Annotated in this window: 12 protein-coding genes; 7 read left to right on the plus strand and 5 right to left on the minus strand. The window is 64.1% G+C overall.

Annotation, left to right across the window (positions count from 1 at the left end; genetic code table 11):
• Positions 1-19: 19 nt before the first annotated feature.
• Positions 20-1,861, plus strand: coding sequence for an alkaline phosphatase family protein (locus BI327_RS02115; RefSeq protein ID WP_076858157.1), 1,842 nt, complete (start codon positions 20-22; stop codon positions 1,859-1,861).
• A gap of 76 nt (positions 1,862-1,937) precedes the next feature.
• On the opposite strand, the gene BI327_RS02120 is transcribed toward BI327_RS02115, so the two are convergent.
• Positions 1,938-2,519, minus strand: coding sequence for a hypothetical protein (locus tag BI327_RS02120; RefSeq protein ID WP_076858158.1), 582 nt, complete (start codon positions 2,517-2,519; stop codon positions 1,938-1,940).
• A 390-nt stretch (positions 2,520-2,909) separates the two neighbouring features.
• On the opposite strand from BI327_RS02120, the gene BI327_RS02125 reads away from it, so the two are divergent.
• Both BI327_RS02125 and BI327_RS02130 read left to right on the plus strand, forming a co-directional pair.
• On the plus strand, positions 2,910-3,569 hold the full coding sequence (locus BI327_RS02125; RefSeq protein ID WP_076858159.1) for a peroxiredoxin: 660 nt from the start codon (positions 2,910-2,912) through the stop codon (positions 3,567-3,569).
• A gap of 21 nt (positions 3,570-3,590) precedes the next feature.
• Positions 3,591-5,054 (plus strand): cryptochrome/photolyase family protein, encoded by a 1,464-nt coding sequence (locus BI327_RS02130; RefSeq protein WP_076858160.1) that lies wholly within the window; start codon positions 3,591-3,593, stop codon positions 5,052-5,054.
• On the opposite strand, the gene BI327_RS02135 is transcribed toward BI327_RS02130, so the two are convergent.
• Together BI327_RS02135 and BI327_RS02140 are read right to left on the minus strand one after the other, a co-directional pair.
• Positions 5,051-5,920: a DMT family transporter gene (locus BI327_RS02135; RefSeq protein WP_076858161.1), complete on the minus strand. Its 870-nt coding sequence runs from the start codon at positions 5,918-5,920 to the stop codon at positions 5,051-5,053. The two genes, BI327_RS02130 and BI327_RS02135, sit on opposite strands and share 4 nt — an antisense overlap.
• A gap of 293 nt (positions 5,921-6,213) precedes the next feature.
• On the minus strand, positions 6,214-7,899 hold the full coding sequence (locus tag BI327_RS02140) for a winged helix-turn-helix domain-containing tetratricopeptide repeat protein (RefSeq protein WP_245334688.1): 1,686 nt from the start codon (positions 7,897-7,899) through the stop codon (positions 6,214-6,216).
• Here BI327_RS02140 and BI327_RS02145 point away from each other — a divergent pair.
• The 3 genes from BI327_RS02145 (at position 7,882) to BI327_RS02155 (ending at position 11,908) form a co-directional block, all read left to right on the plus strand.
• Entirely contained in the window at positions 7,882-9,096 is a 1,215-nt protein-coding gene (locus tag BI327_RS02145) for an acyl-CoA dehydrogenase family protein (protein WP_076858163.1), read from the plus strand. The genes BI327_RS02140 and BI327_RS02145 overlap by 18 nt on opposite strands.
• A 30-nt stretch (positions 9,097-9,126) precedes the next feature.
• Positions 9,127-10,029, plus strand: a complete 903-nt coding sequence (locus BI327_RS02150; RefSeq protein WP_076858164.1) for a GNAT family N-acetyltransferase — start codon at positions 9,127-9,129, stop codon at positions 10,027-10,029.
• 370 nt (positions 10,030-10,399) lie between these two features.
• A complete protein-coding gene (locus BI327_RS02155) occupies positions 10,400-11,908 on the plus strand; it encodes an SPASM domain-containing protein (protein WP_083741884.1) in 1,509 nt (502 codons plus the stop codon).
• A gap of 57 nt (positions 11,909-11,965) precedes the next feature.
• On the opposite strand, the gene BI327_RS02160 is transcribed toward BI327_RS02155, so the two are convergent.
• Both BI327_RS02160 and BI327_RS43025 read right to left on the minus strand, forming a co-directional pair.
• Positions 11,966-12,490, minus strand: coding sequence for a hypothetical protein (locus tag BI327_RS02160; RefSeq protein WP_245334689.1), 525 nt, complete (start codon positions 12,488-12,490; stop codon positions 11,966-11,968).
• A 228-nt stretch (positions 12,491-12,718) separates the two neighbouring features.
• A complete protein-coding gene (locus tag BI327_RS43025) occupies positions 12,719-13,279 on the minus strand; it encodes a hypothetical protein (protein ID WP_245334690.1) in 561 nt (186 codons plus the stop codon).
• A 162-nt stretch (positions 13,280-13,441) separates the two neighbouring features.
• On the opposite strand from BI327_RS43025, the gene BI327_RS02170 reads away from it, so the two are divergent.
• Positions 13,442-13,669: a hypothetical protein gene (locus BI327_RS02170; RefSeq protein ID WP_076858166.1), complete on the plus strand. Its 228-nt coding sequence runs from the start codon at positions 13,442-13,444 to the stop codon at positions 13,667-13,669.
• The last annotated feature ends 28 nt before the right edge of the window (positions 13,670-13,697 follow it).

The following is a 13,697-nucleotide window of genomic DNA, read 5'->3' on the forward strand; positions in this document are numbered from 1 at the left end:
CCTATGGGGGAGCGAGAAAATGCGTCGAGCCATCACACTATTGTCCGCGAGCATAATCGCGCTTTCAGCCGGCGCCGCGTCCGCGCAGAACGCAAAGCCCCGCAACCTGATCCTGTTCGTCCCCGACGGCCTGCGCGGCGGCATCGTGACGCCGCAGACGGCGCCCGCGATGGCCGAGATCCGCGACAAAGGCGTTCATTTCAAGAATTCGCACTCGCTGTTCCCGACCTTCACGATGGCGAACAGCTCGGCACTGTCGACCGGCCACTATCTCGGCGACACCGGCACCTTCTCCAACACGATCTATACCGGCTACACCTCGGTGCCGGCCGGCGACACCGTGGTGCCGTTCATCGAGAACGACGCGGTACTCGCCGATATCGACGATCACTTCAACGGCGACTACCTCAATGAGGAGACGCTGCTGAAGATGGCCCGCGGCCAGGGTTTCAGCACCGCGGCCATCGGCAAGGTCGGTCCGACCCTGCTGTTCGACCACACCGATCGCGGCAAGAACACGATCGTGGTCGACGATTCCACCGGCGGCAAGACCGGCGTGCCGCTGTCCGATGAGATGAAGGAGGCACTGACCAAGGCCGGCCTGCCGCTCGCCACCCCGAGCCGCGGCGACAACGCCAAGGCGGGCGACGCCAAGACGCCGGGCACCACGGTCGCCAACGTCGCGCAGCAGGGCTACATGGCCGACGTCGCGACCAAGGTCGTGCTGCCGATGTTCAAGGCGCGCAACAAGCCGTTCGTGCTGGTGTTCTGGTCGCGCGACCCTGACGGCAGCCAGCACAACACCGGTGACAGCCTAAACACCATCACCCCCGGCATCAACGGTCCGACCTCGATGGCCGGCATCAAGAATGCCGACAACAACCTCGCCCAGCTCCGCAAGGCGCTCGACGAGCTCGGGCTGTCGGCCACCACCAACATCATGGTCTCCTCCGACCACGGCTTCTCGACGATCTCGAAGGAGAGCAAGACCAGCCCCTCGGCCAAGATCGCCTTCGACGACACGCCGAAGGATTTCCTGCCGATGGGCTTCCTGGCGATCGATCTCGCGAAGGCGCTGAACCTGCCGCTGTTCGACCCCAACGACAAGAACGCCAAGGTCGCCGACAACGCCCACCCGAAGGCCGGCAACGGCGTGCTCGGCCAGGACCCGGCCAAGCCCGACGTCGTGATCGCGACCAATGGCGGCTCGGACCTGATCTATCTGCCGAACCGTGACAAGAAGCTCGCCGACCGCGTCGTCAAGGCGCTGCTCGAGCAGGACTATGTCAGCGGCCTGTTCGTCGACGACAAGCTCGGCACCTTCCCCGGCACGCTGCCGATGTCGAACCTCAATCTGAAGGGCAAGGCAGTGACGCCGAACCCGTCGATCGTGGTCAACTTCCGCTCCTGGTCGAGCGGCTGCGAGATCCCGACCAACTGCTCGGTGCAGATCGCCGACACCGTGCTGCGCCAGGGCCAGGGCATGCATGGCAGCTTCAGCCGTGGCGACACCTTCAACTTCACCGCCGCGATCGGCCCCGACTTCAAGGCGGGCTATGTCGACCCGCTGCCGGTCAGCAACGCCGATGTCGGCATGACCGCAGCCCAGCTGCTCGGCCTGCGCGCCCCGAACAATGGCGGCTTGATCGGCCGGGTGATGTCGGAGGCGCTGCCGAACGGCATCGTGCCGAAGATGGCCGAGGGCACCATCATGTCGAAGAAGCCGTCGGCCAACGGCCTGCGCACCGTGCTGAAATTCCAGCGCGTGCTCTCGACCCGCTATTTCGACGTCGCCGGCTTCCCGGGGCGCACGCTCGGGCTCGAGGAGACCGGCGGCAAACAGAAAACGGCGGGGAAGTGATCCCCGCCGCTCTCGCCTGAAGCCGTCTTGCTTGTAGCCTTTCGTTCGGGACGATGCAGGACATCGCCCCGGATGATCACATCATCCCGATGTCGAACACGTTGGGCAGCTGCGCTGCGAGCGGCAGAGCGGTCGCGCCGACCAGCGTCGCAACCATCGCCGCGAGCGCACGGCCGGTGCGGCGCTGACCGCGCATGCGACCGGCAATCCACTCCAGAACCTTGGTGTCCATCTTGGTGCCCTGCGTCGGCGCCCAGCGACCGATGTCGGTCTCGGGTGACAGCGCCACCGTGCGCGGCGGCACCGGCAGGCCGGACTCGGACGCGGCATGGTGGGCGATCGCCTTGGCGAGCAGGTCGTCGAACCGGCCGCCATCGCTGCGCTCGGCAGCCGCCTCGTTGATCGCGAACAGCGCCTCGATCTCGGCTCGGCTGACCGGCTGATGCTCGACCGCGGCCGCCGTCAAGATGCGCGCGCACCAGGCAGCGTCATCGGCATCGAGCGACCGGGAGAAATGGATACGGCCCTTGGTGGTCGGGCCTTCGCCGGTGATGACGCCGTCGCGGACGATGGTCAGCGCGTGGGCGGCGGTCTTGCGGCAGGACGGATGCAACGCACCGCTGAGAGCCTCAGCGGTCTTGGTACTTGGGGTAGACATTGTGGGGGGCTTTCAATTCCTATCTTAGGCCAGCTTTTCCATGCGGGCGTAAACGAGTGGTTAACGATTCGGAACTTGGGTTCCGAGATTTTTAGATGGTTGCTATTTGGTCGCTTTGGAAGCTGTCACGGTTCAGTCCTATAGCAGCCGGGGCCGGCGTGATGACGGCGATAAGCGGCTTTATCTGGGCATTTCCAAGCTTTTGTGCCGCAGCTGATATTTCGCCGCAGGGGCATCGATCAAAACAAGTTGCTTGGAATTCCTCCCTCAAGAAGAAATGTTTCATCTTCTTTCAGAACCCGTTCACTTAAGCGTCGATGCGCCCTATAATGGAACCCGACCACCTCAAATGCAATTTTAGCTGCAACATCAAAGAGATGAGGTAAAATCATGGCACTTCAGATTGGCGCACTCGCTCCCGACTTCGAAGCCGAGACCACCGAAGGCAAGGTCAAATTCCACGACTGGATCGGCAGCAGCTGGGCGCTTTTGTTCTCTCATCCCAAGGACTTCACCCCGGTCTGCACCACCGAGCTCGGCACCCTCGCCCGCCTGAAGCCCGAGTTCGACAAGCGCGGCGTCAAGCTGATGGGCCTGTCGGTCGATCCGGTCGACCGTCACGCCAAATGGTCCGAGGACATCAAGGAGACCCAGGGTGCCGCGCCGAACTATCCGATGATCGGCGACACCGACTACAACGTGTCGAAGCTCTACGACATGCTGCCGGCCTCAACCTCAGGCGATCCCCTCACCCGCACGCCGGCGGACAACCAGACCGTCCGCAACGTCTTCATCATCGGCCCCGACAAGAAGATCAAGCTGGTGCTGGTCTACCCGATGACCACCGGCCGGAACTTCCAGGAGATCCTGCGCGTCATCGACTCGCTGCAACTCACCGCCAAGCATCGCGTCGCCACCCCGGCTGACTGGAAGCAGGGCGAGGACGTGATCATCGCCGGCTCGGTCAACAACGACGAGGCCAAGACGATCTACCCGCAGGGCTGGAAGGAACCGAAGCCCTATATCCGCATCGTGCCGCAGCCGAAGTAACGGCCGGAACGACGTGGTCGAGTGGCAAGCGCACAGCCCGTTATCGTCTGGTTCCGCGACGATCTGCGACTGTCGGACCACCCGGCCCTGCACGAAGCAGCCAGCCGCGGCACGCCCGTGGTTGGCCTCTATGTCCGCGACGAACAAAGCCGTGCCCTGAAACCTCCAGCCGCGCGCCCCCTCGGGGGCGCGACGCGCTGGTGGCTCGCGCAATCGCTGCGCGCACTTCGCAAAAGCCTTCAGGCGACCGGTGGAACGCTGGTGCTGCGTAGAGGACCGGCGGCTGACGTGATCGCCACGCTGGCACGCGAAATCAACGCGGGCGCCGTGTTCTGGAACGACATCGCGCAGGCGCCGCATCAAGCGATTGCCGGCGACGTTGAATCCGCGCTCGCAAGTGACGGCATCGACTCGCAGATTTTCCCCGGCGACCTGCTCGTCGATCCCAAAGCCATCCGCAACAAGGACAATCGCGGCCTGCGCGTCTTCACGCCGTTCTGGCGGCGCGTGCAGGGCCTCGGCGATCCGGCAAAGCCGCTGCCGGCGCCGAAGAAGCTCACCTGCATCGGCGGTATCGCGAGCGAGGCCATCGACGACTGGAAGCTCGAGCCGACCCGGCCGGATTGGGCCGGCGGCCTGCGCGAGACCTGGACGCCGGGCGAAGCCGGCGCGCAGGCGCGGCTGAAGGCGTTTCTGGACGACGGTATCGCGGGCTACAGCAGCGACCGCGACCGGCCCGACCGCGACGGCACCTCCCGCCTGTCGCCGCATCTGCGCTTCGGCGAGCTCAGCCCGCGCCAGCTCTGGTACGCCGCCCGTTTCGCCGCCGCCGAGCATCCGCGCCTTGCCGGCGACATCGACAAGTTCCTGAGCGAGCTCGGCTGGCGCGAGTTCTGCCGCCATCTGCTGTACGACGTCCCCGACCTGGCGGAGCGGAATTTGCAGGAGCAGTTCGACGCCTTTCCGTGGAAGCGCGACGCCCGCGCATTGAAGGCCTGGCAGCGCGGCCTGACCGGCTATCCGATCGTCGATGCCGGGATGCGCGAGCTCTGGCACACCGGCGTGATGCACAACCGGGTGCGCATGGTGGTGGCCTCGTTCCTGGTGAAGCATCTGCTGATCGACTGGCGCGCCGGCGAGCAGTGGTTCTGGGACACGCTGGTCGATGCCGATGCCGGCTCAAACCCGGCGAACTGGCAATGGGTCGCCGGCTCCGGCGCCGACGCCGCGCCCTATTTCCGCGTGTTCAATCCGATCCTGCAGGGTGAGAAGTTCGATCCCGACGGCGCCTATGTCAGGCGCTGGGTGCCGGAGCTCGCGCAACTGCCCAACGAGCTGATCCATCAGCCCTGGACCGCGACGCCGATCGAGCTCGCAAGTGCCGGCATCAAGCTCGGCAAGAGCTACCCGCAGCCGATCGTCGATCACAAGCAGGGCCGCGAACGCGCACTTGCGGCATACGCGAAAATCCGCGGCAAGGATTAGCGGCGGTTGACCAGCAGCACCGCCGCGGCACAGGCCGTCATGCCGGCAATCGCGACATAGTCCAGCTTTTCGTCGAACAGAAGATACGCCATTAGCGCGGTCGTTGCCGGCACCAGATAGAACAGGCTCGCGACCGAGGTCGCGGCATGGTGGCGGATCAGCCAGTACAACAGCGAGATCGAACCGATCGACAGTGCGAACACCAGCCAGGCCAGCGCCAGCACGAACTCGCCGGTCCAGTGCACCACATTGGTCTCGAACAAGAAGGCGCCGATGCCAAAGAAGATCGTCACCGCGATGTACTGCACGAGGTTGCCGGCGCGCCAGTCGATCCGGTTGCAGTAGCGGCGCTGATAGAGCGTGCCCAGCGTGATGCTGATCAGCGAGACGCCAGAGGCAAGCCAGCCCCAGCCGGCGTCGCCCGTCATCGGCCGGTTGTGCAGGATCAAGACGACGCCGGCGAGGCCAAGCACCAGCCCACCCCATTGCAGCGGCGTGACGCGCTCCCCCAACCAGCGGTTGGCGATGGTCGAGGTCAGGATCGGCTGCAAGCCCGGGATCAACGCCGAGAGCCCGGCCGGAATCGAATGCGCGATCGCGATCGCGGTGCCGCCGAGATAGAAGCCGTGCACCAGGATGCCGGCCACCGCGCTGTGGAAGACGCCGGTGCGATCCGGCCATTTCGGCCGCGCCACCGCGGCGATGACCGCCATCACCACCACCACGAACGCCATCCGGATCGCCAGATAGGTCAGCGGCTCCGCATTGTTGATGACGTATTTGGTGCCGATGAATCCCGTGCTCCACAGCACGACAAAGATCGCCGGCGCCAGACGAGCGGCAGTTTCCTCGAAGCTCTTGTTCATTGCAGGCCGTCATTGCCTGAAGATGGGGCAGCCGGCAATCGCGAATTTTGGCGGGGTTGGCGCCCCAGGCACACCGTCGTCCCTGCGAAAGCAGGGACCCATACTCCGGGGCCCGGCTTGTGAACGCGACTCGTCGTTCCAGCGACGTACAGCAATCAACATCGGTGGTTATGGGTCCCTGCTTCCGCTGGGACGACAGCGAGTCTGTTATCCGATCTATGAGTCAAACGTTCGCGTTCTCGCGACAAGAACCGTCTGAGCTTTGGATTTCGAAACAGTCCGGCTGTACGCGGTCAACCGGTGAGACCGGCCTTGCGCAATCCGTCGAGGAAATGTTCGCGGTCACCGGGATCGCGATAGCGTTCGGCCCTCACCCGCGCGAGGTCGAGGGTTTTTGCGGGTGCGGATTTGCCATTGGCATTCAGTTCGCGGCATCGTTCGCGAACGAATGCGTCTACCTCGGACCGCGCCTCGGCGAGCCGCCCCGTCTGGGCATGGCAGGCCGCAAGGAGCCCGTGCGACCATCGATCGAACGACCGCGCCTCCAGCAATGCCTTGATCGCCTGCTCGTACTCACGCCCGGAATAAAGCGCGAGCGCGTGATACCAGTGGTACAGATTGGGCGGAAAGGGATTGAGCCGCTTCGCCGTCCCGATCCATATCAGTGCCTCGCGCCAGCGCCCCCAGTAGACCAGGATGTTGGCGAACACCGCCGCCACGTCGGCATCGTTTGGATTGAGCGCCAGCGCCCGGCCGAAATGGATTTCCGCCCTGGCGTCCTCTTTCGACAGAAACAGCAGCTGCGCGAACACGCCATGAGACCAGGCGTCGCCGTCATCGATGTCGAGCGCGGTCTCGATCTCGCGAAACGCCTCGCCCACCGTCGCGGTGGTCGGCGATTCCAGAAACACATCGCAGACGATGGTCCAGGCGATGTTGACATGGGCGCGGGCATATTGCGGGTCGAGCGCGACGGCGCTGCGAAAATACGCCCTCGCCTGCGCCATGTCCTTCACGGTCAATTGACGCCATCGCTCGTTTCCGAGCAGAACCAGGTCATAGGCGGTAATGCTGGAGGTCGGCTTGCGCCTGGCGATCTCGCGGCCGGCGTCCTCCAGGCGGCCCGGCAGGGCGGCCACGATCGCCCGGACGATCTCATCCTGCAGGGTGAAGATGTCTTCCAGGTCGCGGTCGTAGCGCGCGGTCCAGAGACTGTAACCGGTTGCGGCATCGAGCAGCTGGACGGTCACCCGCACCCGGTCGCCGACCTTGCGCACGCTCCCCTCGGCGACGTACCTGACACCGAGCTCGCGGCCGATCCGCTTGATCTCGGACGTCTTCCCCTTGTAGGCGAAGCTCGAATGGCGGGCGACGACGAACAGCGACCTGAACCGCGACAGTTCGGCGATGATGTCGCCGGTGATCCCGTCGGAGAAATAATCCTGCCCGGGATCGCCGCTCAGATTCAGAAACGGTAGCACCGCGAGCGACGGCCTGTCGGACACTGCCGGTGCCGGCACGATCGGCAGCCCTGCTCCGGAATCGGCGGCGAGCGGCGGCCCGACATAACGGTAGCCACGGCGCGGCAGCGTCTCGATCCAGGTCGCGCCGCCGTCGACGCCGGCAAAGACCCGACGCAGGGCGGCGATCTGCACCGTCAGATTGCTCTCCTCGATCGCAAGCCCCGGCCACGCCGCCTGCATCAACGCGTCCTTGGAAACCGGCGTCCCCGCTCGCTCGACCAGCAGCCGGAGCAGCACCACCGCGCGCCGTCCGAGCGCGACCGGTTCGGCCTCGTGGAACAGCATCTCGGCCTCGGCATCGAGGCGGTAGGGCCCGAATTCGTGGATCGTCGCCATGGCCGGAAGACTACATTTTTCCCAACTTTTTCGGAACGGATTCAGGACCTCGGAGAAGCCCGCGATCATGCTGCGGCAGTACAGAACTTCGAGGAGAGCCCGATGCGCGATCCAGGTCATGCGACGGAAGCGGGCGGTCCGACGGCGCGTTCCGGTCCGGTGGTGAAGGCCGGGGCCCCGGCCGAGCTTTGCCGCGTGCTCGAGGCCGTCGAGGCGCTGGCCCCGCTCATCGCTGCGCAACGCGCCGCGTTCGATAGCAGACGGAGGTTGCCGGACGCGGTTTTCGCCGCGCTGGCCGATGCCGGCCTGTTCCGGCTCTGGCTGCCGCGCGCGCTCGGCGGACCCGAATTGTCTCCCGTCGACTTCATGCGCGTCGTCGAAGCCGCCTCCGCGCTCGACGGCTCCGTCGGCTGGCTGGTCGGCAACGGCGGCGGCATGAGCCGGATCGGCGGCTATCTCGATGAGACCGTCGTGCGCGAGTGGTTCGCCGACCCGCGCGCTTTTGTCGCGAGTTCGACCGGAGCGGTCGGCACCGCGACCGCCGTCGCGGGCGGCTATCGCCTGTCCGGGCGCTGGCCATTCGGGAGCGGCGCGCATCATGCGACGCGCTTCATGGTGCTGGCCAGCGTCGCGCCCGGGGATCCGGATTCGCCGCTGCTCTGCTGCTATCCCGATCGGGCTGACGTGACCATCCACGACAACTGGCATGTGTCCGGCTTGCGCGGCAGCGGAAGCTGCGATTTCGAGGCACGGGATATCTTCATGCCCGCCGCTCACGCCCATCCGTTCATCGGGCTGCGACCGACCCAGCCCGGACTGCTCTATCGCCTGCCGCCATCATCGGTGTTTGCGTGGAGCATCTGCGGGGTGCCGCTCGGCATCGCCTCCGGCGCCATGACCGCGTTCGCGGAGCTCGCCAGCCGGAAAGGCCGTCAAGGCACCCGCTCCGTGCTACGCGATCACGAAACCGTCCAGGCAACGCTCGGACGGGCAAGAGCCACGCTTCGCGCCGCCCGCGCCTTCATCATCGATGCCATGACGGAGTTGATGGCCGCGGCCGAGACCGGCGGCGACCGGCTGGTTGCGGCGCGCGCGGACGTCCGGATCGCCAACGCATATGGAGCCGAGACCGCCATGTCCATCACCGATGAACTGGCCGCGAGCGCGGGCGCCGCCGCCATCTTCGAGACCTGCGCCATCGAGCGCGCGGGCCGCGATGCGCGCGCCGCCGCGAAGCACATCGCGATGAGCCCGAACAATTACATCATCGCCGGCCGCCTGGCGCTGGGGCTCGATCCCGGCACGATGAGGTTCTGAAAATTATCCGGCCACCAACGGAGTTGCCTGATGTCAGTGGTTTGCAGGCCGGCCCGCGCAGAGGATCTGGAGTTCGCCGACGCCCTCGTGGTCTCCAGCATCAACGATCTCACGGAACGGCACGGCTTCGGCCCGATGGCGGTTTCGTCTCCTCCAAAATTTCAGTTGTTCTCGATGAAGGACGATCCCGACGGCCTCTGGGTTGCGGAGGAGAACGAGCGGATCCTCGGCTTCGCCTGGAGCTGGGTCTGCGGCGACATGTGGTTTCTGGCGCAGCTGTTCGTATCGCCCGATCAGCAGGGCCGACGCATCGGCAACGAACTGATCAAGCGGACCATCGCGCACGCTGAGGCATCGGGCGCGTCCAACAAGGTGCTCATCACCTTCAGCTTCAACACGGCGTCGCAGGGACTCTACATCCGTCACGGATTGCTGCCGCGATTTCCGATCTACACCGTCAGTGCACCGCGCGAACGATTGATCGATCATTTGCACGGCGCGCGATACGACGTCACGCCGCTCAGGGCGGAGGCTTCGACCTTGCACCGCCTCGCGCAGGCGGACGAGCGGACCCTCGGTGTCTCGCGCGAAAAGCATCATCGCTATCTGATCGATGACGGCGCGGCGACTGGATTCAATCTGCACGACGGGAACGATTGGGCCGGCTACGTCTATGTCGACGCCGGCGGTCATATCGGCCCGCTCGCAGTGATGGAACCCGACGCCGTCGCCCCCGCCTTGAGAACCGCGCTGCACCTGGCGGCCGAGCGCGGCGCGCCACGGATATCGGCATTCCTGCCGGGTGCGAGCAAGGCGGCGCTTGATACCGCGATGGCACACGGCATGCGGATCAAATGTCCGATGCTGTTGATGTCGTCGCGAGAGTTCGGCGATTGGGGCCAGTATCTGCCGCGCAACCCGGGCTTCATGTGACCGGCCGGGCGCTACGCGACCTCAGCAACAATCGCGTCGTGTTGCGAAACAATACAGATGGGAAATTCTTTCCCAGGCCGCTGTTTGATTGCTCGATTGTTCCCTGCCGAATTCAAGACGCACGCTCCCCCAAGATCGCCACGATCGTCCGCCACTCTTGCGCCCACAAGAAACAAGGCGAGGAACAAACGACGCCGGAACGAGTTGCGCCAGACAACTAACAAGGCAACTGAAGAAATCGACGTATCCGTGCTCAACGACCGAGTGCGGCAATTCGCCCTCCAGTCAACGCACATGTGCAAACAGCCGATGAGCGGTCGCAGCTGCTTGCAGCCCGCGTCGGAGGGACATCGCTTAACTTGGGTTGAGAATGGCCGAGAACAACACAATAACGCCGCGCTGCCATATCCCTTGGCAACAGATGATCATTGACAGTACCGGAGCTGCTGCGCCGTGTTGCTATTGGGGCGCGTATGAGAACTTGAACAGTCCAGTCGGGAACGTCAAAGAGCAGTCGATCGAGGAAATCTGGAACGGCCCTGCGTACCAGAAACTTCGCGCCGGCATGGCACGCGGCGACCTCGCCGCGGCCGGCTGCGCCAAGTGCCACGCCGTCAGGCAGGGCATGAGCCTCGGGTTCGACTACGACAGCGACGCCGATGACGATACCGAGACGCCGCACGGCCGCAACATCGCGGTGCTCAAGGATGAGATCGCCCGCGGCGCGACGGTGCTCGAGGCAAAGCCGACCATCATTTCCTACACGCCGTCGCATCGCTGCAACATCCGCTGCACCCACTGCTATCAGGAATCGACGCGCGACGCCGAAATCAAGCGTGCCGACGCAGCCGATGAGATCGAACGCCTCGCGCCATATCTGGTGCGGCTGATCGCCGGTGGCGGCGAGCCGTTTCTGTTGCCGATCTGGCGACGGTTCCTGGCGAATTTCGACACCAGGAAAAACCCCTATCTCGACTTCGGCACCTCGACAAACGCTACCATCGTCACCGAGCCGGTGCTCACCGGCCTTCGGCGATTCAAGAACATGACCATCAACGTGTCGCTCGACGGCACGGGAGAGGCCTACGAGCGCGTCCGCGTCGGGGCGAAATTCGACGAGGTGCGCGCCAACATTCGCCTGCTCAAGGAGGTGGTGAAAGCTGCGCCGTCGCCCAAGGCGAATATCGGGATTTCGATGTGCGTGATGAAATCCAACATTCTCGACTTGCCGAACCTGGTGCGGTTTGCACGCGACGAGATCCTGCAATTCGGCATGTCGCCCGTCATCACCAAGCCGCCGGACGAATCGTTGCGCTGCTTCAATGATCCCGCCAGGGATATGGCCGGCTGGGCAGATGCGATCGACGCTGCCAAAGCCGAACTCGACAGCTATTTCCCGTCGCTCGCCGCGGTCTGGCACGCGCAGATCGTTCCGGAGGAGACGCAGGAGACATGGCGCGGGCTGTTCGAGGTATTGCGCGCGCAAATCCCGTTCGATCTGGCCGATGTCCCGCATAGACGCGTGACGCTGGATATTCCCGATGAACTGATGGTGCGCGCGGTGGCCGCGCATGGCGCGGCGCCACTGGTCGCTTACATCTTCCCGCAAGGGGCGACCGACGGCGTCAGTTACTGGGGGCCCATCAAGGATGGCCGCTGCGAGGTCTCGCTACCGGACGGCACGTTCAGCATCGGCGTCTCCACCAAATGGGACGCTACCGTCGGCGACGGAGGCACCTTCCACATCGGCGATCAGCAACTCGATGAGGCTCCCCCTATTGCACTGCAAGTGGCGACCAGTCGTTACACGCCGCGGCGCGTGGCAGCCGGCGTGATGCGCCGCGCGCGCCGGATGCTCGACCGGGTGACGGCAGGGTAAGCACAGGATTGCTGCATTGATCTTGCAGTAAGCACCCATTCGGCCGGGCCGAGATCGTCACTCCAGGCGATACTTTCTGCCGTTCGTGTTGGGATCGGTGTTGTCGCTTGCGGAAAACATCAGGATCGGCGCGAGTTCGTCGGCCTCCTTGTAGAGCCGATACAGGCCGCTGCCTTGCGCCCAGATCTTCTGCGGGTCGCTGTTTGCCGGACCGAGAAGCTTGTCGTCTTCATAAAGCCGCGCCTCGCGCAGGCGGTTCAGCGGGTATTTGACCACAATCACGTAGGCATTGCCCTGCCAACGACGGAACTCGCCATGAAGCGAGCGGTCGATCGGCTGTGCGGGCAGCAGGAAAAGAAATGCGCTGGCAGCGAACGCAAAGATGGTTGAGCCGATCGCGACGGATCCGCTGATATTGTCCTGGACCCCTTTCAATGAGGGGCGCGCCTTGTCCATCGTTACGAGATGATAGACATCCGACATTCCCTGTTCGCGGCCCGCGTGAAAGCCGACGCCATAGGCAAACCGCGAACACAGGATGAGCAGCAGGAGGCATGCAAACGGAAGGAGAAAGGAAGTCACATCAGCTATACTTCAAGTGGCTGCACATTATTTAGGCAACCGCCTGTATAGTCCGTTACAAAACGGAAATAAACCACCCGCGCGCTCCGTGCACAGCCGAATTGATCATCCTTTCGGATGACTGCGGTCCGCGGCGTGGGGAAAGGACCCCTCCACGAGATTGCGTCTCGCACTGGCTCTCATCGACGGGCCCACGCCCTCTCGCCGATGCCGTGCAGCTTCAGATCGTCACCTGAGGTGATATTTTCTGCCGTTGGTATTCGGATTGCTGTTGTCGCTCGTCGAGAGCAGCAAGACCGGGCCGAAAAAGCTGGTGTTGTCCCGAAAGACCTGGAAGCGGCCGCCGCCCTTGGTGACGATCTCCTGCCGGTCGCTGTTTGCCGGACCGAGCAGCTTGTCATCTTCATACAATCGAGCAGCGTTGAGCTCGCCGTCCAGATACTTGACCGGAATCTGGAACGCATGTCCCTTGAAATAGTAGAAGCTGCCGCGGAGCAGGTTCCTGTCGATCGGGCTCGCCGGAAGCAGATAGAGGAATGCGCTCGACACCAACGCAAAAAGCGCCGATCCAATCACGATCCGCGCGTTGGCCGATATGCTGAACGAGGTCTTCCCGGGGCCTTGCCCGCCGCCGCCCTCTTGCCTCGGGGAGCGCGCCTTCGTCGCATGGAGCTGATAGGAATCGATCAAGCCTTGCTCGCGTCCTTCGAAAGCCAATCTGATAGGACATGCGCCGGCATAAGGCAAACCGCAGGCCCCAACGCGGCGAACAGGCGGGAAGCCTTGCAAGTGAAGCCTTGCAAGTGAAGCCTTGCAAGTGAAGCCTTGCAAGTGAAGCCTTGGAAGTGAAGCCTCGGAAGCTAGGAACGCTCGCCTGGCAGAGACGTTTTCAGGCTATCGGGCGCGCCGGATCCAGACCGCCCGCGCCCAGCCGATGCTCAGGGACGAGAGATGCCCTACGCGTTGTTCGATCGTGACAATCAAATCGACCAGGCGTTTCCGACGGAGAAGCAAGCCTGGGAACATGCGTTGATTTGCGGGCTGATCTTCGATGTACCGGTCGCGCACGAGGCGCCGGGCCAGCTGCTTCCTGCCGGCTATCACATGAAGCGGATTCCGTGCGACAGCGAAGTCTGCGAACCCGCGCGTGAGTGGAAATTGCCGAACGAAATATCGTGATCGGCCCATCGCAGGGATACCGGTTGCG

This window comes from Bradyrhizobium mercantei (genome assembly GCF_001982635.1).
Lineage (GTDB): Bacteria > Pseudomonadota > Alphaproteobacteria > Rhizobiales > Xanthobacteraceae > Bradyrhizobium > Bradyrhizobium mercantei.

What these genes read in the sequence shown, in the direction of transcription:
- BI327_RS02120 (WP_076858158.1), bottom strand. Translation starts at nt 2,519, where the DNA reads ATGTCTACCCCAAGTACCAAGACCGCTGAGGCTCTCAGCGGTGCGTTG.
- BI327_RS02135 (WP_076858161.1), bottom strand. Translation starts at nt 5,920, where the DNA reads ATGAACAAGAGCTTCGAGGAAACTGCCGCTCGTCTGGCGCCGGCGATC.
- BI327_RS02115 (WP_076858157.1), top strand. Translation starts at nt 20, where the DNA reads ATGCGTCGAGCCATCACACTATTGTCCGCGAGCATAATCGCGCTTTCA.
- BI327_RS02145 (WP_076858163.1), top strand. Translation starts at nt 7,882, where the DNA reads ATGCGCGATCCAGGTCATGCGACGGAAGCGGGCGGTCCGACGGCGCGT.
- BI327_RS02150 (WP_076858164.1), top strand. Translation starts at nt 9,127, where the DNA reads ATGTCAGTGGTTTGCAGGCCGGCCCGCGCAGAGGATCTGGAGTTCGCC.
- BI327_RS02170 (WP_076858166.1), top strand. Translation starts at nt 13,442, where the DNA reads ATGCCCTACGCGTTGTTCGATCGTGACAATCAAATCGACCAGGCGTTT.
- BI327_RS02140 (WP_245334688.1), bottom strand. Translation starts at nt 7,899, where the DNA reads ATGACCTGGATCGCGCATCGGGCTCTCCTCGAAGTTCTGTACTGCCGC.
- BI327_RS02155 (WP_083741884.1), top strand. Translation starts at nt 10,400, where the DNA reads ATGGCCGAGAACAACACAATAACGCCGCGCTGCCATATCCCTTGGCAA.
- BI327_RS02125 (WP_076858159.1), top strand. Translation starts at nt 2,910, where the DNA reads ATGGCACTTCAGATTGGCGCACTCGCTCCCGACTTCGAAGCCGAGACC.